Annotated in this window: 12 protein-coding genes; 6 read left to right on the forward strand and 6 right to left on the reverse strand. The window is 70.7% G+C overall.

The annotated features are described in order from the left end of the window. Positions 1–283 precede the first annotated feature (283 nt). From P3H15_RS00275 to P3H15_RS00285, 3 genes are all read left to right on the forward strand, one after another. Complete coding sequence (locus P3H15_RS00275) at positions 284–958, forward strand: ammonium transporter (RefSeq protein WP_276135426.1); 675 nt, start codon at positions 284–286, stop codon at positions 956–958. Between the two features lie 383 nt (positions 959–1341). Continuing rightward, on the forward strand, positions 1342–2052 hold the full coding sequence (locus tag P3H15_RS00280) for a hypothetical protein (RefSeq protein WP_276135427.1): 711 nt from the start codon (positions 1342–1344) through the stop codon (positions 2050–2052). Further along, complete coding sequence (locus P3H15_RS00285; RefSeq protein WP_276135428.1) at positions 2049–2750, forward strand: hypothetical protein; 702 nt, start codon at positions 2049–2051, stop codon at positions 2748–2750. The genes P3H15_RS00280 and P3H15_RS00285 overlap by 4 nt, the downstream gene beginning before the upstream one ends. A gap of 88 nt (positions 2751–2838) precedes the next feature. Here the strand turns inward: P3H15_RS00285 and P3H15_RS00290 are convergent, their stop codons facing one another. The 5 genes from P3H15_RS00290 to P3H15_RS00310 all read right to left on the reverse strand — a co-directional run bounded on the left by P3H15_RS00290 (position 2839) and on the right by P3H15_RS00310 (position 10917). Further along, a complete protein-coding gene (locus P3H15_RS00290) occupies positions 2839–4149 on the reverse strand; it encodes a S1 family peptidase (RefSeq protein WP_276135429.1) in 1311 nt (436 codons plus the stop codon). A gap of 258 nt (positions 4150–4407) precedes the next feature. After that, the gene (locus P3H15_RS00295; protein ID WP_072937433.1) at positions 4408–5727 is read right to left on the reverse strand and encodes a S1 family peptidase; all 1320 of its coding nucleotides are present in this window, start codon (positions 5725–5727) and stop codon (positions 4408–4410) included. A 112-nt stretch (positions 5728–5839) separates the two neighbouring features. Continuing rightward, positions 5840–6994, reverse strand: a complete 1155-nt coding sequence (locus tag P3H15_RS00300; RefSeq protein ID WP_276135430.1) for a hypothetical protein — start codon at positions 6992–6994, stop codon at positions 5840–5842. Positions 6995–7113: 119 nt separating this feature from the next. Beyond that, entirely contained in the window at positions 7114–9072 is a 1959-nt protein-coding gene (locus P3H15_RS00305) for a LuxR C-terminal-related transcriptional regulator (RefSeq protein WP_276135431.1), read from the reverse strand. A 6-nt stretch (positions 9073–9078) separates the two neighbouring features. Continuing rightward, positions 9079–10917, reverse strand: coding sequence for an Hsp70 family protein (locus P3H15_RS00310; protein WP_276135432.1), 1839 nt, complete (start codon positions 10915–10917; stop codon positions 9079–9081). 358 nt (positions 10918–11275) lie between these two features. Between P3H15_RS00310 and P3H15_RS00315 the strand changes: the two genes are divergently transcribed. From P3H15_RS00315 to P3H15_RS00325, 3 genes are all read left to right on the forward strand, one after another. Continuing rightward, entirely contained in the window at positions 11276–14629 is a 3354-nt protein-coding gene (locus P3H15_RS00315; RefSeq protein ID WP_276135433.1) for an IniB N-terminal domain-containing protein, read from the forward strand. A gap of 170 nt (positions 14630–14799) precedes the next feature. Next, positions 14800–16644, forward strand: coding sequence for a dynamin family protein (locus P3H15_RS00320; RefSeq protein WP_276135434.1), 1845 nt, complete (start codon positions 14800–14802; stop codon positions 16642–16644). After that, on the forward strand, positions 16641–18137 hold the full coding sequence (locus tag P3H15_RS00325) for a dynamin family protein (protein WP_276135435.1): 1497 nt from the start codon (positions 16641–16643) through the stop codon (positions 18135–18137). Before P3H15_RS00320 ends, P3H15_RS00325 begins: the two co-directional genes overlap by 4 nt. A 6-nt stretch (positions 18138–18143) precedes the next feature. Here the strand turns inward: P3H15_RS00325 and P3H15_RS00330 are convergent, their stop codons facing one another. Further along, positions 18144–19463, reverse strand: a complete 1320-nt coding sequence (locus P3H15_RS00330; RefSeq protein ID WP_276135436.1) for a DUF2252 domain-containing protein — start codon at positions 19461–19463, stop codon at positions 18144–18146. Positions 19464–19473 lie beyond the last annotated feature (10 nt).

A 19473-nucleotide genomic window follows, 5' to 3' on the forward strand; every position in this document is an offset into this window, starting at 1 on the left:
CGGTCCGCCGGCCCCGTCGTGTCATGCGCGGCGGGGCCGGGTCGTGTGCGGACCGCCTCTACGAAGAAACCGACCGGTTCCCCGCTTTCTGTCGCAATTACTGAATGAACGACTGGTGCCATTCTTGGAATTCGGTCACGGCGCCGCTCCTGATGCGAAATTCCATAACCCCTCGTCGACTATTGGTGAAGCGACTTTTCTCGAGTCGAAACTCAATTGGGATCTGTCACAGCAGCAAGTTACTGTTTAGCAACGGATGGGGTTGGAACCTTAAGGGGATGGAATGAAGTTGCGTCGTTTCGTTACGACTTCGGCACTTGTGGTGGGTGCACTCGCGGCCGGATCCGGGGTGGCGATCGCGGAACCCGTGGCCGAGCCCGGAGCCGACATCGCATACGAGACCCGGGTGGAGGATCGGGCAGTCGTCACGAAGATCGACGCAGGCGCATTCGTGGTGTCGTCGGATCGGACATCGGTTTCACTCGAGGACGGCGCTGGAAACGCGGTCCTCTCGCTGCCCCTCGCGTACCGCTTCGACGGTCTGCAGTTCCCGTTCGACGAGAAGGTCAGCGAGGACGGCAAGACTCTCACGTTGACTCCCGTCATCGATCGCGCGAAGGCAACGCCGATCTCGGACGCCGATCTTCCGCTGAGCGACGTTGCCTCGGTCGAAGAGAACACGCGCGCCCAGGCCAATTTCGGTCAGCAGCTTGCACTGGCCTCGGCGGTCGGTGGACTGGCCGGCACCGTCGTCGGTGGCGCGATCGGGCTGGTCGGCCTGATTGCCGGGCCCGTCGCGCTGGCCACCGTCCCGGTGTTCGCGGCGGTCGGTGCGATTGCCGGAACCGTCATCGTCGGTGGTCCGACCCTGGTCATCGCGGGGATCCAGCTTGCGCAGACTCTGACGGCGCCCGATGGCACCACGGTCTGGGCAAAGAACGACAAAGGTTCGAAGTAGCTGGTTGCAGAGGCGCGTGCGCCCAGGGGAGGTATGAGTATTCATGGCGGAACTGTTCGGAATCCTGGCCGACATCTTCGGCTACGTGATCACGATCGTGACTGTCGGTCCGAAGCTGTTCTGACGTCTTCGCGAGAAGTCTGCACGCTTTCCGGCACCACGAAGTGGGTGACGTAGCCGCACGGCTGCAGGACCCCTGGCACCGCCCGTCCTCCTTCCGGAGGCGGGCGGTTCGTCGTTCTATGCACTTTCCGAAAGTGAATCTCGTCACAGCGACGGAGCCGGCCTGCCGGATTTGCCAATGCTTAGGCTAACCTTCGTCCGTCACAGCGCTGCTCTTGAAACGGGTCTCGATGAACCTCCGACGGTTTACTGCCACATCCATGCTCGTCGTCGCGGCGATGGGAGTCGGGGCGGCCACGTCATACGCCGATCCGGCCGCCGCACCCCGGCCGGCAGCGGAACAGGGCGTCCCGAACATCAACTACCAGACCGCTCGTGACGGCGACGCCGCTGTGGCCACCCTCGATGCCGGCGCCTTCTCGATCAACGCCGCGAACGACACCGTCGACGTGGTCGACGACGGTGGCCGCGTCGTAGCGTCCATTCCCACGTTCTTCCGGATCGACGACCTGCAGCATCCCTTCGCAGTCGCGGTCGACGAGTCCGCGCGTGTCCTGCGACTCGTCCCGAACATGGATCCGTCCGCAGCGACACCCGTCCCCGTGTCGGAACGGCTGACCCTCGACGACGTCGCCGCACCACAGGACAAACAGGAACGCGACGAGCGCGCACTCGACGACTTCCAGCAGCAACTCGGAATCACGACCGCGATCACCGCGATCGTCGCCGCCATCATCGGCGGGGCGATCGGCTGCGCGGTCGGTGTCATCCCCGGCACGGCGGCGCTGGTGGTGCCGTTCCTCGGCCTCGCGGGACCGGTGGCGGGATGCATCGGAGGGGCGCTGATCGTGGCGCCCGTCGTCGCGCTCGCCGGCACCATCGTGGTCGGCGGCGGCGCCCTGGTCGTCCTGGGTATCCAGTACTTCAACACCATCAACAGCCCGTTCGTCGCACCGGCACCCGCGGCATGAGCGGCCGGTGTGCACGGAACCTGCGGGCCGTCACCGGAGCAGCGTTCCTCGTCGTCGCCTCCCTCGGCATCTCCGCGGGGACGGCACATGCAGCGCCGCTGACGCAGCAGGATTCGCCCGACATCGGGTACGAGGCGCACACCGAGGGTGAGTCCGTGATCACGTCGATCGACGCCGGCGCGTTCCGGATCACCGACACCCGGGAAGCGATCGAGGTGGTGGACGGCAGCGGCAAGGTGGTTGCTGCGCTGCCGCTCACGATTCGGCTCGGTGATGCCGTGTATCCGATCGACGCCGATCTCGACGGCCGCACGGTGAAACTCACCCCGCAGGTTCCCGACGACGTTGCGGCGTCACTGAAATCGGTGGCGCAGGACGGATTCGACACGCAGAAAGAGCGCGACGACGTCGCGCTGGCCGACTTCAACAGCTATCTCGGCTACGCGACGCTGATCGGCGGCCTGATCTTCGGGGTGATCTTCGGCGTCGTGGGTCTCGCCGTCGGGTGTGGACTGCTCGCCGTGACCGTGATCGGCACTCCCGTGGGATGCCTCGGCGGCCTCATGGCGGGATTCGCCGCCGGCGGGCTGGCCGGAACCATCTTCGTCGGCGGCGCCGCGCTCGTGATCCTCGGAATCCAGTACCTGATCACCATCAACACGCCGTTCGTTCCGCCCGCGCCGGAGCCCACCACCTGATCGGTTCGTACGCAGCCAACCAGTGTGCCGACGACGACGGCCCGCCTCCCCGAAGGGAAGCGGGCCGTCGTCGTCGGTAGGCGTTGCGTTACGAGGTGCGCACGCGCAGACCCGGGTTCTCCGCGAGCACCTCGTTGATCGGCGTCGCGAACAACTCGGGGCTCTCGCCGAGGACGAACGTGACGACGTCCGCGACCTGGCAGACCGGGTACTGCCCGACGTTGGAGGCGCTCGAGATTCCGAGGGCCAGCGTGCCGGTCACGATCGTGCCGCCGCTGTCGCCCTGCAGGGCGCACATGCTCGTCGAGAAGCTGTCGGCCAGCGTGCGCTCACCGACGGAGACGGTCTGCGCCACGGACGTGACGCGACCGCAGGTGAAGCCGGTGGTCAGACCCGACTTGCACACCGGGGCGCCGACGACCGGGTCGGCGGTTCCCGTGATCGCGACCGGCGCCGCACCGGGAACCCGGACGCCGTTGTTCTCGAACCGGCGAGCGGCGTCGTCGTCGGCCCGGATGATCGAGTAGTCGTGGATGTCCAGGCTGGTCTTGGCGAACGTGCCGATCCGCGGACCGGTGCCACCCGGGACCAGGGAGAACGCCTCCGACGCCTCCGCGGTGCCTGCACTGCCCCGGTTGGGGTCGCAGTGCCCTGCCGTGATGTTCACCGGCCGACCCGAGCCGTCGGTGCCGTTGAACCCGAGCGAGCAGCGCAGCCCGACTCCGCCGCCGAGCGAGCCGTACGCGTCGCCGCCCAGCAGGGCGTCGGCGGGCAGCGGTTCGGCGATGGGGGTGAGGTCGGTGGACGGTAACGGAGCGGCCGTCGCAGGCGACTGCACGACGCGGGCGCCCTTCAGGAAGTCCGGAAGCTGCAACCCGCCCACGTTGTCGGCGCGGAGCACGAGATCGTTGTTCACGATGTCGATGGCGACGCCGCGAACGAGATCGGCGACGGCGGGCGGCTGGGTGTCGAGCCAACCGTCGAGCGACTTCACCTGCTGCTGCAGGCTGCCCTCGCTCTGTGCCACATCCTTCACCTGGAAGCCGGCCTTCTCGGCTGCGGCGACCGCGGCCTCCTTGTCGGCACCGTCGGCGAGCCCCACGATCGGGGTGCCTGCGTTGTCGAGCCACGTTCCGGCGAAGGCGTCCGGGAACTGGGTGCGGGCGATCTTCGCGAACTCGGCCAGCTTCTGGCCCAGCTCGGAGTGCTCCAGGTACTGGTCCGGGCTCAGCGACAGATCACGCGAAATTGCGTCGATCAGTTCCGCGGGCAGCTTGGCGGCCTGGCCGGACACTCCCGGCTCGACCGGATCGGCCTGAGCGGAGGCGGTGACCGGACCGAGGAGCAGCAGCGCGGCGGAGCCGAACACGGCGGCACGACGTGCGATGGAGCTTCGCATGGGGGCCTTTCTATGTTGTTTGTTCGCAGTTGCCTCGCGGGCGCACGCGAATACGACCCCCCTGACAGGTAAGGCCGTACACAGTCGGAGTCGACTATATGGGTTCGCCCCGTCTATTCCCACCTGTAACACTCTCGGCGGACGACGCCGCTGGACAAAGCGGACACCGGACGGCCGGGGCGCTTCTGCCGTACACACACCTGCGCCCGGTGTCCGAGACGAAACGGGCACCGGGCGCAGGGTGACAGCGGTGGCGAACTAGTCGGAGATGGTGCGCACGCGCATCCCGGATCCGACCGTGTCCACGATGTCCGCGACCGGGATGCCGAGGCTGGCCGTGCCACCCTCCGGTGCCAGCACCAGGTTCGCCTCCGTGCAGTTGGGGGCGCCGCTGGCATTGGAACCACTGGTGATGCCCAGTGCGAGAGTGCCGGTGACGATGGCGCCGCCGCTGTCACCCGCGAGGGTGCAGGCGGTGCCCGCGAAACCGTTGATCACGCGGCTCGAACCGTCGGCCACGAACAACTGCGTCTCGACGTGATCGGCGGCGACCACACCACACGTGAACGACGACGTCTGGCCCGACTTGCAGATCGGGGCGCCGACGACGGGACGGGCGGTGCCGGTGATCTCCAGGGTGGTGCCGTTGGCGCCGCGCACCGCGGGACGGTCCAGCCCGGCCTTGACGCCCGCGTCGTTCAGCTTGATCACCGAGTAGTCGAGCTTGTCGGCCGGGTTACCCACCGACGACTTCGAGAACACGCCGATCTGCTGGCTGTCGTCGACGTTCTGGTGATTGGGGAGGAACACCGGCGACTGCTGACCCTCGGCGGGGTTGCAGTGCCCCGCGCTGATGTTGACGGCCTGGCCGCTGTCGTCGACGGCGTTGAAGCCGAGCGAGCAGACGGAGATCTCCGAGATCGGCGTCTTCGGCAGTTCACCCGCGGTGGTGATGTACGTGTCGCCGGCGAGGGGACCCCGCTCCACCGGACCGCCGCCGCCGGGGCTCAGCATCACCTTGACGTTGGCGAGCAGCGTCGGCAGGTTCAGTGCCTGGCCGACGGGGCTGTTGACGACGTCGATGACGACGCGGTTGTCGAGAACGTCGATCGACGCGGAGTTGACCTGGGAAGCCACGTCCTTCGGCAGTCCCGCGATCCAGCCGTTCACGTCGGAGAGGGTCTTCTCCAGGCCGTTCGCGGACACCGGCGCAATGCGGGTGTCGTACCCGGCCTTGGCTGCGGCGTCGGCGGCCTCGTTCGTGGTGACCGCGACGACGGGCTTGCCGTCGAGGCCGATCCACGCCCCGGCGAAGTCGTCGGGATGCTGCTCCCGGAAGTCCTCGGCGTAACTACCCAGCTCCTGTGCCTTCGCGGCGCGGTCGAGGTATTCCTGCGGGCTGATCTTCAGGTCGCGGGTAATGGCCTCGACGAGTTCGGCCGGCAACTTGTCGGCGCTCAGCTGCGTGGTGTCGGGCTGCGTAACAGGGTCGGCCTGGGCGGCAGTGGAAAACGGAAAGAGAAGAAGCATTGCCGAGGCGCCTACAACAGCGGCGCGGTGCGCCAGCACGTTACGCATGAAATCCCTTCTGCACGGAATCCGTTCACTGGGGATTCCTTCTGGGGTGGGTATCAGCGCCCCACCTTAAGCTACGGACGGGTCGACCCGTCGGGGAGGTGTGACCGAAGCCTCACTGACCTGGCGTTTTCAGCGCAGGCCGCACCGGTGTCGTCGTGGTGGTCGCGGCCAGCGGTTCCTTCGTCGTCGTGGTGGTGGTTGTCTCCGGCGGTGTCGTCGTGGTCGTCGCGGCGGTGGTCGTCGTGGTGGTCTGCGGGACCGTGGTGATCGAGGGAAGGGTGATCACCGGCGTCGTCGTGGTGCTCGTCGTCGTGGTCGTCGTCGGGGGCGGCGGCACGAACACGGACGTCGTCTCCACCGGGGCGGGCGGGGGAGCGACCGGGAGCGGGGCCTCCACCTCCGTCGTCACGGCCACCTCCTGCGTGCTCGCCGTCGGGAAGACCGCGGGTGCGACCGGTGTGGGTCGGGGGGGCGACGTCGTCACCGACGCGGTCTGGGCGTCCTGGATCGACGGGATCTCGGTGCTGTTCTTGCCGGTGAGCGCGAACGCGACCGCCCCACCGGCCACCACCAGTGCGGCCGCGGCGACACCGGCGATGATCAGTGGCCGACGGTCGGGGCGCTTGGCGGCTGCGGTCGGTGCGCTCGCCTCGGTCTGGGCCGGCGGAAACGCGTCGGCGGACGCAGCAGCCGCCGCCGCGGGCACCGCCGTCACGGCGGAGTATGCGGTGTGCAACGGGGCCTCGACGACGGGAATCGACTCGGTGTCGGCGCTCGTGTCCTCGTCGGTCAGGGCCAGCCCGGCCGCCAGCAGCGCCGCACCGTGGGCCGGGGACTCCGGCGACGCGGCGAGCGCCACCGACTCCGGGATGAGAGTCGCGTCGCCCAGACCCATGTAGTCGAGGGATTCACGCAGCTTCGTGACGATCTCCGGCGCCCAGTCCGACGGATGGGTCGCGGTGACCTTCACCGAGCCGGACAGTCCGTCCGACGCCTCCCGGAACAGGCAGAACATCGCCGTCGCGACGAGGTCCTCGGCGCGGGTCAGGGAACCGGCGTACTCGATGCCCGCGGGCTCACCGACGCGTGCGAGGAAGTCGCGGACGGCGCCGGTCGACTCCGTGCCGGGGTCGCCGAGCTGAACAGTGCCGTCCGGGGCCGTGAATAGCACGGACGGGTGTTCGATCGTCCTCACGTCGGTTCCGGAAGCGGTCACCACCGCCGTGGAAACCGAATCGCCGACGGTGAGTCCGACTCCGGTGGTCATGGAAGATCCTTACTGGCACGGTTCGAGAGGTGCGTCATCGCACCACGTGCACAGTGTGTCGCGCGCCGATGCCGAATAGTTACATACGGCACCCGTGAGTACTTGTTAACCGCCGGCGGTTAACAAGTACTCACAGGTGGCGGAGCCGCAGAACCGTGGCCCATCGCACGCAGCATCGACAGCAGTTCCGACCGCGACCCGGCGCCCAGCCGCCGGCGGATCCGGGCCACGTGGTGCTCGATCGTCTTCGCGGAGATGTAGAGGCGCGACCCGATCTCCCGGTACGTCAGCCCCTGGACGAGCAGTTCGGCGACCTCCGCCTCGCGGTCGGTGAGCGACCCCGGCGTGCTCGGGCTCGGCACGACCGCGGAGTCGGCACCGTTGCCGGCGGACGTCGGCTGGCGCAGGGCCCGCGCGACCTGCAGCAGGGTGGTCGCCGCCCTGGTGTCGGAGGCGCGCAGCGCGGCCTCACCGGCGAGGCGCGCGCCGTCCCACGGCAGACCGATCCGGTCGAGGGTGCGGGCCGCGTCCTCGACGGAGGCGGCGTCGATGTCGCCCTGCAGCACGCGCAGCCAGGCGCGACCGGCGGCGGCGAGCCCGGACGCGTACGTGCTGACCTTGGCGGCCTCGCCGAGTGCGCGGGCGTGCGGCATCAGATCGGCGGGGCATTCGGCGAGGATCGAGGCCTGCACGCCGTACCAGTGCAGGGCCGACCCCCACATCGCCGGTTCGCCGAGGGTCCGCAGCAACGACCGGGCGTCCTCGACGAGGTGGGTGATCCGCCCGGGTTCGCCTACCCGGATCGCGGTGAGCCACAGTTCGCCGAGCGGCAGCAGGCTCAGCAGGTCCACCGAGTACTCGGCGAGTACGCCCTGCGCGCCCACCCACGCCTGGAGCAGGGCCGCGTTGTCGCCGGTGCGCCGCGCCAGCCCGACCCGCAGGCCGTGGACGAACAGCAGATCGCGCTGGTGCATCGACGCGGTTTCGAGACCGTCGAGCCGGGACTGCGCCGACGTGAGGTCGCCGCGGACCATCGACGTCCACGCGGTGAGCAGTTGGTGCCGGTTCGCGGTGACACTGCCGGGGCGCTCGGCTTCCCGGGCCCGGGTGAGGACGGCGTCCGCGTGGGCGAGTTCGCCGCAGTGGAGTGCGGCGAGGGCGGTGATCGCGGCGGGGGAGTCGGGCAGCATCCGGGGCCGCGACGCGCGGCCGGGCAGCGACAGGGCGCGGGTCAGTGAGTTCAGTGCCGCATTCGCGGACGCGGTCACCGACTGCACGAGTCCGGTCGCGACGAGGGCGGCGCCGGCGGTGGCGGCGGTGGGGGGTGCGCCCGCGCTCGTCGCGAGGACGGCTTCGGCGTCGTCGAGTCGGCCCGCGACCACGAGGACGGAGGCGGCGAGGGGGGCGTCGGCGCCCGCCCGGTCCGCACCGAGCCAGGCGTACAGTTCGGCGCTGCGGTCGATCATGCCGCAGAACGCGGCGCCTGCGGCCGAAATCCGGACGGCCGCAGCGAGTTCCGGGCCGTCGACGGTCGCGGATCGTTCGAGGACGGAATCGGCCAGGCCGACCGCGGTGTCGAGGTCGCCGTTCAGGGCGCTCGCCTCGGCGTACGCGACGACGGCGGTGTCGGGGAGCCTGCCGGCCCGGCCCGCTTCGGCGTACAGCGCGACGGCGACGGCCGTTTCGGCGAGTTCGGCCTGGGCGCAGAGGAATTGGCTCAATTCCTCGCTGGGTGTGCCGGTCGCGGCCACCGCGCGGGCGACGGGAAGCGTCAGCGTTCCGCCGTCGACGTGATGGGAGAGCAGGCGGCGGGCCAGCATGTGCAGGCGGTTCTCGCCGAGCGTGGTCGTGAGATGCGTGTGGTCCGCGAGAACCAGCGTGTCCCGTTCGTCGACCCAGCCGTCCGAACGGAGCGCGTCGACGGCCGCGCGGGCACGGTCGGGTTCGACGTCGAGTACCCGGGCGACGACGGTCTCGTCGAGGTCGCTGCCGAGCAGAACCAGTGCGAGAGCGGAGAGTTGCGGGCCGTCGAGGTCTGCGAGTTCCGTGGGCGGGATCGGTGAGGGCAGCGTGGACACGGCGCCCTATCCGCCGTTGCCGAGGACGCCGGGCACCAGGCCGGTGACTCCGCCGACGACGCCGCCGACCGTGTCGCCCACCCCGGTGACGGTGTCGCCGACCGCACCGGCACCACCGACGATGGTGTTGGCGATCGCGGCGCCGCCGTCGGAGGGAACGCTCGGTGCCGGAGCGGGCGCAGGTGCCGGCGCGGGGGCGGGTGCCGGTGCGGGTGCGGGGGCAGGCGCCGCAGCGGCGGGGGCCGGGGCCGTGCCGGGCGCCGCGACTGCCGGTGGGGCCGCGGCAGGTGCGACGGTGCCGGGTGGGACGGTGCCGGGTGCAGCAACCGGAGTCGCGACGCCGGCCGCGGTGCCGGGGGCACCGGTTGCAGCGGCGACACCCGCAGCCTCGGTGCCGGGCGCGACGGCGCCCGTCGCGGCGGCCTCCGCCGGAAGACCGGACGTGGAGGCCGCGCCCGCCGACGTACCCGACGACTGCGAGGTGGTCGAACCCGAACTGGACGCCGGTGCGACGTCGAAGACCGTGCCGAGCGACAGCCCACCCGCGGCAAGCAGGGCGATGGCGGCGACGGATGCGGAGATGATCCCGGCCTTCTTCTTGCGCGACATCCCGGTGGGGGCGGGGTCGACGGGTCTCGGTGCGGGAGGCCGGGCGGCGAGGACGACGGTGTCGGCGTCCGACTCGACAGCCGGGGCTGCCGTGGCGGCGGCAGGCGCTGCCATGGCAGGCGCTGCGGTGGGAACGACGACCGGCATCCGCGCGACGGTCGGGGCGTCGGCGCGTCCCGCATCCCGGTCGGCGGCGAGCAGCGCGGCACCCAGGGCGGCGGTGTGGCCCGGACGTTCGGCCGCGACGACGGGAACCCGCAGTTCCGCGGACAGGAGTTCGGCGACGAGCGGGATCGCGGCGCTGCCGCCGGTGAGTACCACCTGGGTGACGTCGCTGGATTCGTGGCCTGCGGCGTGGATGCTCTCGCGGACCAGCGTCACCGAGTCCTGGAGGGGTTCGCGGATGAGGTCTTCGAGTTCCGAGCGCACCAGCCGCACGTCGGTGGAGATGCCGGGCAGTTCGATGCCGATGGTGGCCTCGGTGTCGGAGGACAGTGCCTCCTTCGCCGCGGTGCACCGGGTCCGCAAGCGGGTCAGCGCGGCGACGGTGTCGGGGGCGAACGGGTCGATGTCGCCGAACTCGTCGGCGACGTTGCCGAGGACGTACTGCATGGCGGCGTGGTCGAAGTGGGCGCCGCCGAAGTCTTCGGACCGCACCGGCTTGCCGAGGACGCCGGTTTCCGTGCCACGTGCGTCCGAACGGAACAGGGTGATGTCGAGTGAGGTGCCGCCGAGGTCGTAGATGACGGTCAACGCATCGCCGAGGGTGCCGCGGGTCCGTTCGAGCCACGTCATCACCGCCTGCGCCTCCGACACGAGGGTGGCGTCCGCGACGCCGGCCTGCTCGAGCGCGTCGGCGAGGACGCCGACGGTGTACGGCGGCCAGACGGTCGGGTGGGCGACGACGGTGGCCGGGAGGCCATGCCTGCCGGATGCCGCCTCGTGCACGATGCAGCTCACGGCGGTGGCCACGAGGTCTTCGCCGGAGTAGGTCGAGCCGTCGTCGGTGAGGATCCCGACCGGGTCGCCGACACGGTTCGCGAAGTCGGACACCGTCACCGCATCGGGTTCGCCGCCGTCGCCGCCGAGTACGGGTGCGCGGTCGGGGGAGAGGTGCAGAACACTCGCGCGGGACAGGACGGTGAGGTCGGCGGCATCCGTCACGCTCGCCCCGTCCGTGTCGACGGCGGCCACCGTATTGACCGATCCGACACCGATGCCGAGCGCTGCAGCCATGTTCCACTCCTGTGGTCCGGGCGGGCGTCACGCCGCCTGTGTCAGGCGGACGGTGCCGCCGTCGTATGGGACGGCCGGGGCCGTCGTGGTCACTCGAATTGTCGCGTGCGGCGGCTGTTTCGTTACGCCGATGCGCAGGTCGACGGCAGTTACGGGGCCGATCCCCTAATGCCCCCTCATCCCCTAACGGCGAGGCCCCGACCCCCGATGGGAGATCCCCGATACCGGGGTCCGCGAGTAGGGGGCGCCGCCCCGTTGGGAAGGGGGCCGCCGATCCATAACGTGTATTTCACTCGCCGTCACAGCAGTTGTGGTGGCCACCCGAACTCCCCGAACCCCGACCACAGGAGAGATTGCCATGGCTACCAACGCCGTCCTCGACTTCATCCTCGGCCTTCTTCGCGACGAGCAGGCTGCGGCGGCCTACTGCGCCAACCCGACCGACGCGCTGTGCGCTGCCGGTCTGCAGGGTGTGAGCCACGCGGACATCGTCTCCGTCGCTCCGCTGGTCGCGGAGTCGGGACTGTTCGCAGGCAGCGGGGCCGACCTGGCAGCGATCGTCAACGCCGGTGCCGCCGTCGCCGGTGACGTCGCCGGCGGTCTCGGCGCAGGTGTCGGCGGCGGTCTCGGTGGCGGTCTGGGCGCAGGCCTCGGTCTCGGCGGCGGCCTCGGCGGTGCGGTCGGTCTCGGTGCCGGCGCGGGTCTCGGTCTGGGTGCCGGCCTGGGCGGCGATTTCGACTTCGCCGCGGAACTGGCGGCCGGTCTGAGCGCCGCGCTCGGTGCCGCACTGGAGATCGGCGGCGAGATCGGTGCACAGCTCGGTGCCGCGCTGGGTGCGGCCCTCGACGCAGCACTCTCCCTCACCGGTGGCGTCGACCTCGGCAGCGCACTCGACCTCGGCGCCACGATCAGCGGAGCCCTCGGAGGAGCGCTCGGGCTGGGTGCCGACCTGACCGCGCAGCTCGCCACCACCCTCACCGCGGCGATCACCGCGCTGCCGGTGGTCAACGTCGCCGGTGGTCTCACCGGGATCCTCGCGCCTGCCCTGTCGATCGGCGGCGACCTGGGCGCCGAGCTGGGTGCGGCTCTCGGTGCCGCCCTCGCAAGCGTCGTCGACCTCGGTGGCAGCGTCGACGGCGACATCCTCACCGGTGTCGGTGCCGGCCTCGACCTCGGTGGCGTGCTCGGAACGACCCCCGGCAGCGTGCTCGGTGTGGACGCCGGTCTCGGTGGCACGCTGGGCGGCGCCCTCGACGCGGCGATCGGCGCCGGCGGCGGGTTGGGCGCGACCCTCGAAGGCCTGCTCGGCGGTGACCTGCTCGGCGACGTCGCCGGTTCGCTCGGCGGAGTCCTCGGCACCGACCTCGGCGCGGTCCTCGGTGGCGCGCTCGGCGGTGTCCTCGGTGCGGGCGGTGACCTCGGTGCAGACCTCGGTGGCGCCCTCGGCGCGACGCTCGGTTCGATCGCCGACCTGGGCGGCGGACTGGACCTCGACGCGATCCTCGGTGCGGGCGGCAGCCTCGGCGGTGCCCTGAGCGGGCTGCTCGGCGGTGAACTCGGAGTCGGCGGCGACCTCACGGCCGGTCTGGGAACAGCACTGGACGCGGTGCTCGGTGCCGGTGGCGGACTCGACCTCGGTGCCGTGCTCGGTGCCGACGGCGGCCTCGGTGGCGCGCTGAGCGGCATCCTCGGCGGCGTCCTCGGCGCCGGCGGCGACGTCAGCGGTGACCTCGGTGGAGCCCTGGGCGGTCTGCTCGGCGGCGCCCTCGATCTGGACGGCGGCCTCGGCGGCGCACTGTCCGGTGCCCTCGGCAGCGGACTGGGACTGGACGCCGCACTCGGCACCGTCCTCGGTGGCGCCCTCGGCCTGGACGGTGGCCTGGCCACGCAACTGGGCAGCACTCTCGACGCTGCGCTCGGTGCCGGCGGCGTGACGGGCATCGACCTGGGCGGCCTGCTGGACGGCGGACTGGATCTCGGCCTCGGCGGCGACCTCGGCCTCGGCGGAGAACTGACGTCCGAGCTGACCACGGCACTGAGCGGTGCCCTCGGTCTGGGCGGCGACGCAGGCGCGAACCTGGGAACGGTCCTGGGCGGCGCACTGGAGAGCGGCCTCGGGCTGGGCGGCGTCCTCGACACCGGTGCCGATCTGGGAACCACGATCAGCAGCGCGCTCGGCGGAGTGCTCGGAGTCGACGGTGACGCCACCGCAGGCCTGGGCGCGGCGCTCGACGCGGTGCTCGGCGCTGACGGCGGAGTCGACCTCGGCGGGGCGACCGACCTGGGTGGTCTGCTCGGCGGTGCGTTCGGTGCCGGTGGCGCCGCGGGCGCCGATCTCGGTGCGGCCCTCGGCGGTGTGCTCGGCGGTGCGCTCGAGACCGGCGGCGCCCTCGACCTGGACAGCGTCCTCGGCGCGGAGGGAAGCATCGGCAGCACGCTGGGCACCGCTCTCGGCGGTGTCCTCGGCGCGGACGGCGACCTCAGCGCCACCCTCGGTTCCGCACTGGAGACGGCACTGGAGGCCGGTGGCGGGCTCGATCTCGACTCCGCTCTGGACGCTGACCTCGGACTCGACGCGGCGGCCGGTGTGGGCGGCGCCCTGGATGGTGCGCTCGACGCGGGCACCGGTCTCGCGGGTGGCCTGACGAGCGGCATCGACGGCGCGCTGGGCGGTCTGCTCGATGTGGGCACGGACGTCACGGGCAACGTGGGCGGCGCCGTCGGCGGCGGTGTGGCGGGCGGCGCGGACGCCGCGGCCGGCATCGGCGCCGGTGTCGCGGCGGGAGTCGGCGCGGTTGCCGACGCCGGAGCGGACCTGGGCGGCAGCCTCGGAACCAACCTGGTCGGCGGTCTGGACACGGCCGGTGGCCTGGGCGCCGGTCTGACCAGCGGCCTCACCGGTGGTCTCGGAGGCATCTTCGACACCGGTGCGGGCCTCGGCTCGGCACTGACCGGCAGCGTCGGCGGTGCCGTGGACGCGGTCGGTGAGGCAGGCGCCTCGGTCGGTGCGGTCGCCGACGCCGGTGCGAGCCTGGACGCGAACCTCGGCGGTGCCCTCGACACGGCGGCGAACCTGGGCGGAAGCCTCGGTGGCGCTCTGGACACGGCGGCGAACGTCGGCGGAAGCCTCGGCGGCACCGTGGACGCCGCTGCCGGAATCGGCGGCGACGTGGCCGGCGGACTCGAGGGCAGCGTCAACAGCGCCGTCGACGCCACCGCCGGTCTGACCGGTGGCCTGGACGCCACCACCGACGCGGCCGCCGATCTCGGCGCCGGACTGTCCGGTGGCGTGGGCGGTCTCGGATCGCTCGGCACCTCGGTCGGCGGCGCCCTCGACGGGGCCGTCGGTGGAGCGGTCGACGGCGGGGCGGCAGTGGGCGGCGCCCTCGACGGCGCAGCGTCCGCCGGTGGATCGGTCGCGGGTGGCGCTTCCGCCGCCGCGGACGCCGCCACGGACGGTTCCGCGGACCTCGGTGCGGTCGGCGGCGCCGTCGCCGACACCACCGGTTCGATCGCCGGCGGCCTCGGATCCACCCTGGGCGGTGCCGTCGACACCGGGGCCGACACCTGGTCGTCGATCGACGCGGACAACGCGTTCGGCGCCGACTCGGGCCTGCACGCCGACACCGACGGTTCGCTGTTCGGCGACACCGACTCCTCGGTGGACCTCTCGCACGACGTCACGGGCGTGGTCGATCACCTCGAGCCGTGATGAGACGGCGGTTCCGGCATCCCCCAGACGGGGCGGCCGGGACCGCCGTACGATGTAACGAAATCAGCCCCGGACGCGTTATGCGTGCGGGGCTGTTTTCCACAGTCGGGTGTCGGGGCACCGAACAGGTGCCCGCACGAGGTCGGAAGAATTGCGGGTCAACGAAGCTCATGGACAGTGCAGCCGCCGAGAAGAGTCCAGCCCGATCGCAGTCGATGACGGCGTTGCTCGAGCAGGCCCTGGACGTGGCGAAGAGGTTCGGTCGCGGTGACCTGGCGCAGCGCCTCGATTCCGCCCGGGGCCGGGTGCAGGACCCGCGGATGCGGATCGTCGTGGTCGGACCGCTGAAGCAGGGCAAGAGCCAGTTCGTGAATTCGCTTCTCAATCTCACCGTGTGCTCGGTGGGGGACGACGAGACCACGGCGATCCCCACCGTCGTCCAGAACGCGGAGACGGCGTCGGCGGAACTGGTGCTCGCCGATCCGGGCGCCGACCCGATCCGGGTGCCGCTGCCGCTCGACGAGCTGAACGGCATCACCCCCGCCTCCCCCCGCGCCGGGGGCCGGGAGGTGCTGCGGGTGGAGGTCAACGTCCCGAGCGCGCTGCTCGCCGACGGGCTGGTCCTGGTCGACACCCCCGGGGTGGGCGGCGCAGGAAACCCGCACGCCGCGAGCACGCTGGGACTGATTCCGGCGTCGGACGCCGTGTTCGTCCTGTCCGACGCCAGCCAGGAATTCACCGAGCCGGAACTCGGTTTCATCCGCCAGGTCACGAGCCTGTGCCCGTCGGTGGCCTGCCTGATCAGCAAGACCGACCTGTACCCGCACTGGCGCGAGATCGTCGAGGCCGACCGCGGGCACCTCGCGCGCGCCGGTCTCGACGTTCCCCTGATCCCGATCTCCTCGGTGCTGCGTTCGCACGCGCTGCGACTGCAGGACGAGGAACTCAACACCGAATCCGGTTTCGTCGAGCTGTACGCGTTCCTGCGCGACCGGGTGGTGGCACGGGCGGAGGCGAACACCCGCCGGGCCGTGTCGCTGGACGTGTCCTCCGCAGCCGAGCATCTCACCCTGGGGATCGGCAGTGAGCTTGCCGCCCTGCGTGATCCGGCGAAGGGCGTCGCCGCGGTCGCCGAACTACAGAAGGCGAAGGCCGCCGCCGAGGAACTGCACAAGAAGACGTCGCTGTGGCAGCAGACGCTCGGCGACGGCATCGCCGACCTGGCCGCGGACATCGACCACGACCTGCGGGACCGGTTGCGCCGCGTCACGCGGGAGGCGGAGGAGACCGTCGACGAGGGTGATCCCGGCAAGGACTGGGACGCGCTGGGCCAGTGGCTCGAGCAGGAATTCGCCACCGCCATCGGCGACAACTTCGTCTGGGCCCACGACCGCGCGCTGTGGCTGGCCGAGGTGGTGGCGCAGCACTTCGCGGAGACGGGTTCCGTCGAACTGCCGCACCTGGACGTCGCGAACGTGGACGGGGTCCTCGAACCGGTGGCGTCGCTCGCCGACCTCGAGGCGGGGCGCATCGGGATCACGCAGAAGGTCCTCGTCGGGATGCGCGGGTCGTACGGCGGCGTCCTCATGTTCGGTCTGATCACCACCATGATGGGGATGGCCCTGGTCAATCCGATTTCGATCGGCGCGGGAGTCCTGCTGGGCACCAAGGCATACCGGGAAGATCGGGAGAGCCGGATCCTGAAGCGGCGGGCGGAGGCGAAGACCGCGATCCGCCGGTTCGCGGACGACGCCAGCTTCCAGGTGGGCAAGGAGTCGAAGGATCGGCTCCGGTCGATCCAGCGGTTGCTGCGCGACCATTTCACCGCGATCGCCGAGCAGGCGCTGCGGTCGATCAACGAGTCGCTGCGGGCCGCGCAGGAGGCGGCGAACCTCGAGTCCACCGAGCGGACCCGCCGCATCGCGCAACTCAAGAAGGATCTGCACGTCGCCTCCGAGCTGAAACAGCAGGCCGCGCAACTCGTCGCAGGCGACGCGGGAGCGGTCACGGCATGACCGCCGCTCCGCTCCACGAAGCCCGGGCACTCATCGCCTCCGCCCGGCAGTTGTACGCGGGCCGCCCCGAGATCCGGGATCAGCTGACCGAATGCGCCCGGCGATTGGAACAACCGCTGCGGGTGGCGCTGGCCGGTTCGCTGAAGGCCGGCAAGTCCACGCTGCTCAATTCCCTGGTGGGGCAGGACATCGCGCCCACCGACGCGACCGAGTGCACTCGCGTCGTCACTTGGTATCGCAGCGGGTCGACGCCGACTGTGACGGCCTGGTACCAACCGGACCCTGGTAGCGGTGCGCAGCGGTCCGCCAACGTGCCGGTGCTGCGCCGGGACGGACATCTCACGTTCGACCTCGGTCACCTCACCGCCGACCAGGTGGACCGCCTCGACGTGGAGTGGCCGTCGTCCGCGCTGGCGCACACCACGATCATCGACACCCCGGGCACGTCCTCGCTGTCGCGGGACGTCTCGGCCCGCACGCTCGAGATGCTCACCCCGGACAACGAGGCGTCCGGCGCCGACGCCGTGGTCTACCTGCTGCGCACCCTCAACGCGACCGACGTCCAGTTCCTCGGTCAGATCGGCGACCACGTCGGCGACGAATCGGGACCGCTCGGGGTGGTCGGGGTCGTGTCGCGGGCCGACGAGGTGGGGGCGGGACGCCTGGATGCCATGATGTCCGCGAAGGAGGTGGCGTCCCGGTTTGCGGGGGAACTCGAGCGCACCGGGCTGTGCCAGGCCGTCGTCCCCGTCGCGGGTCTGCTGGCGCTCGGGGCCCGCACGATGCGTCAGGCCGAGTTCACAGCGTTCCAGCATCTGGCCGAGGTCCCGGTGGACGACCTGAACCTGGCGATGCTGTCGGCCGACAGGTTCGCGCGCGAGGACAGTCCGCTTCCCGTGGACGCCCGGATGCGGGCCCAGCTGGCAGATCGCTTCGGGCTCTTCGGGATCCGGATGGCCGTCACCCTGATCCGGCTGGGCACCAAGGACTCGCCGACGCTGGCGGCCGAACTGGTGGAACGCAGCGGTCTCGACGAACTGCGTCAGGTGATCGACATCCAGTTCGGGCAGCGGGCCGATCAGTTGAAGACCCACTCGGCGCTCGTGGCACTCAAGCGGGTGCTGACGGCGCATCCGGTGCCGGGGGCGGGCGAGATCCTGATGTCGGCCGAACGGTTGCTGTCCGACGTGCACGGTTTCCAGGAACTGCGCCTGCTCGGGCGGCTGCGGTCCACCGAGGTGGGGCTGCCCGCCGACGACGTGGCCGAACTGCAGCGCCTGATCGGCGGGTTCGGCATCCAGATCCCGGAACGACTGGGCACCGACGGCGACGACTCCGTGGAGTTGCAGCGGATGCGGGCACTCGCCGCGGTGCGGAAGTGGCGCGAACGGGCACGGCATCCGTTGCTCGACCAGTTCACGGCGAGGGCCTGCACCGTCGCCGCCCGCAGCGCGGAAGGTGTTCTGGAGGAACTGAACACCGTGCGTCTGTAGTTCGGGTCAGGTCGCGGACACGCCCGCGATCTCGCCCTCCCGGAACGCGTCCACGAACAGCTGGTGATCCTTGCGGCTCACCTCGGCGTAGGCGATGCCGAAATCGATGATCTCGCCGACGAACTCTTCCAGCCTGCCGTCGACGACGTTCTGGATCGCGTCCTCGGTCTGGAACGTGACCAGGGTCTGATCGCTGTCTTCGTCGGAGACGCAGTGCACCTTCGCCGTCGCCCGGCCGAGGTCCTCGAGCACCGGCGCGATGTCCTCCGGTTCGGTGAGATCGGACCACTCCAGGTCCAGTTCGTACGGGGAGAGTTCGGCGACCACGAAACCGGTGTCACCGATCTCGGTGTAGCCGAGCAGCGGATCGGTGTGGACCTGCAGAGCCCGCTGACTCACCACCGTGCGGTGGCCTTCGTGCTCGAAGTAGTCGCGGACACGGGGTTCGTCGACGACGCGGCTTGGTGCGGCGACGTTGCCCTGCTTGAGGGACAGCACGATGTCGTTCTCGAGCGCCTGCGTCGCCCCTTCGATGAGCACGTTGTACGCCGGGAGGCCGGCGCTGCCGATCCCGAAACCCTTCCGCCCGACCACGTCCTTGACCCGGTAGAACACCGGCCGCGCGGATCGCTTGCTGCGGGGCACCCTCTCGATGTACGTCTCCAGCGCCTCGCACACGGTCGTGCGTTCCTCCTCGTCGAGTTCGCGGACTCCGCGGCCCCGCCGGAAACGCCGGTCGTAGTCCTCGATCACCGTGACGGACTCGAGCAGGTCCACCCGGGTGGCGAGGCGCGCGCTCAGCAGCAGATCCTGGATGGCGCCACGCGAATTGTCCAGGCGCAGTGCGTACGCCTCATCCGCCTCCCGCTGCACGTACTGCAGGACGTGCGCGACGTAACTGCGCAGATAGGTGTCGGCGAGTGCCCGGACATCGCTCTCGGGGAGGGCCTTCTGCCAGCCCATCAGTGCGAGACTCGCGACGAACCGGCGAAGATCCCAGCTGAACGGCCCCACGTACGCCTCGTCGAAATCGTTGACGTCGAAGACGAGGGTGCCCTCCGCATTCATGTACGTGCCGAAATTCTCCAGGTGCAGATCGCCGTGAATCCACGCGCGGCCGGTGCGCTCGTCCGCCCACGGATCGTCGAAGTCACGCAGATCGTCGTAGAAGAGGCAGGCGCTGCCCCGGTAGAAGGCGAACGGATCGGCGGCCATCTTCCGGAACTTCGTGCGAAACGCGCTCGGGTCCGCCTCCATCAGATCGGCGAAGGCCTCGACGAGGACCTCCACGATCCGGCCCTGCCTCGTGGAATCGTCGACGTCCACAGCAGCCTCC

The organism is Rhodococcus sp. T2V (assembly GCF_029269925.1).
Classification (GTDB): domain Bacteria; phylum Actinomycetota; class Actinomycetes; order Mycobacteriales; family Mycobacteriaceae; genus Rhodococcus_F; species Rhodococcus_F koreensis.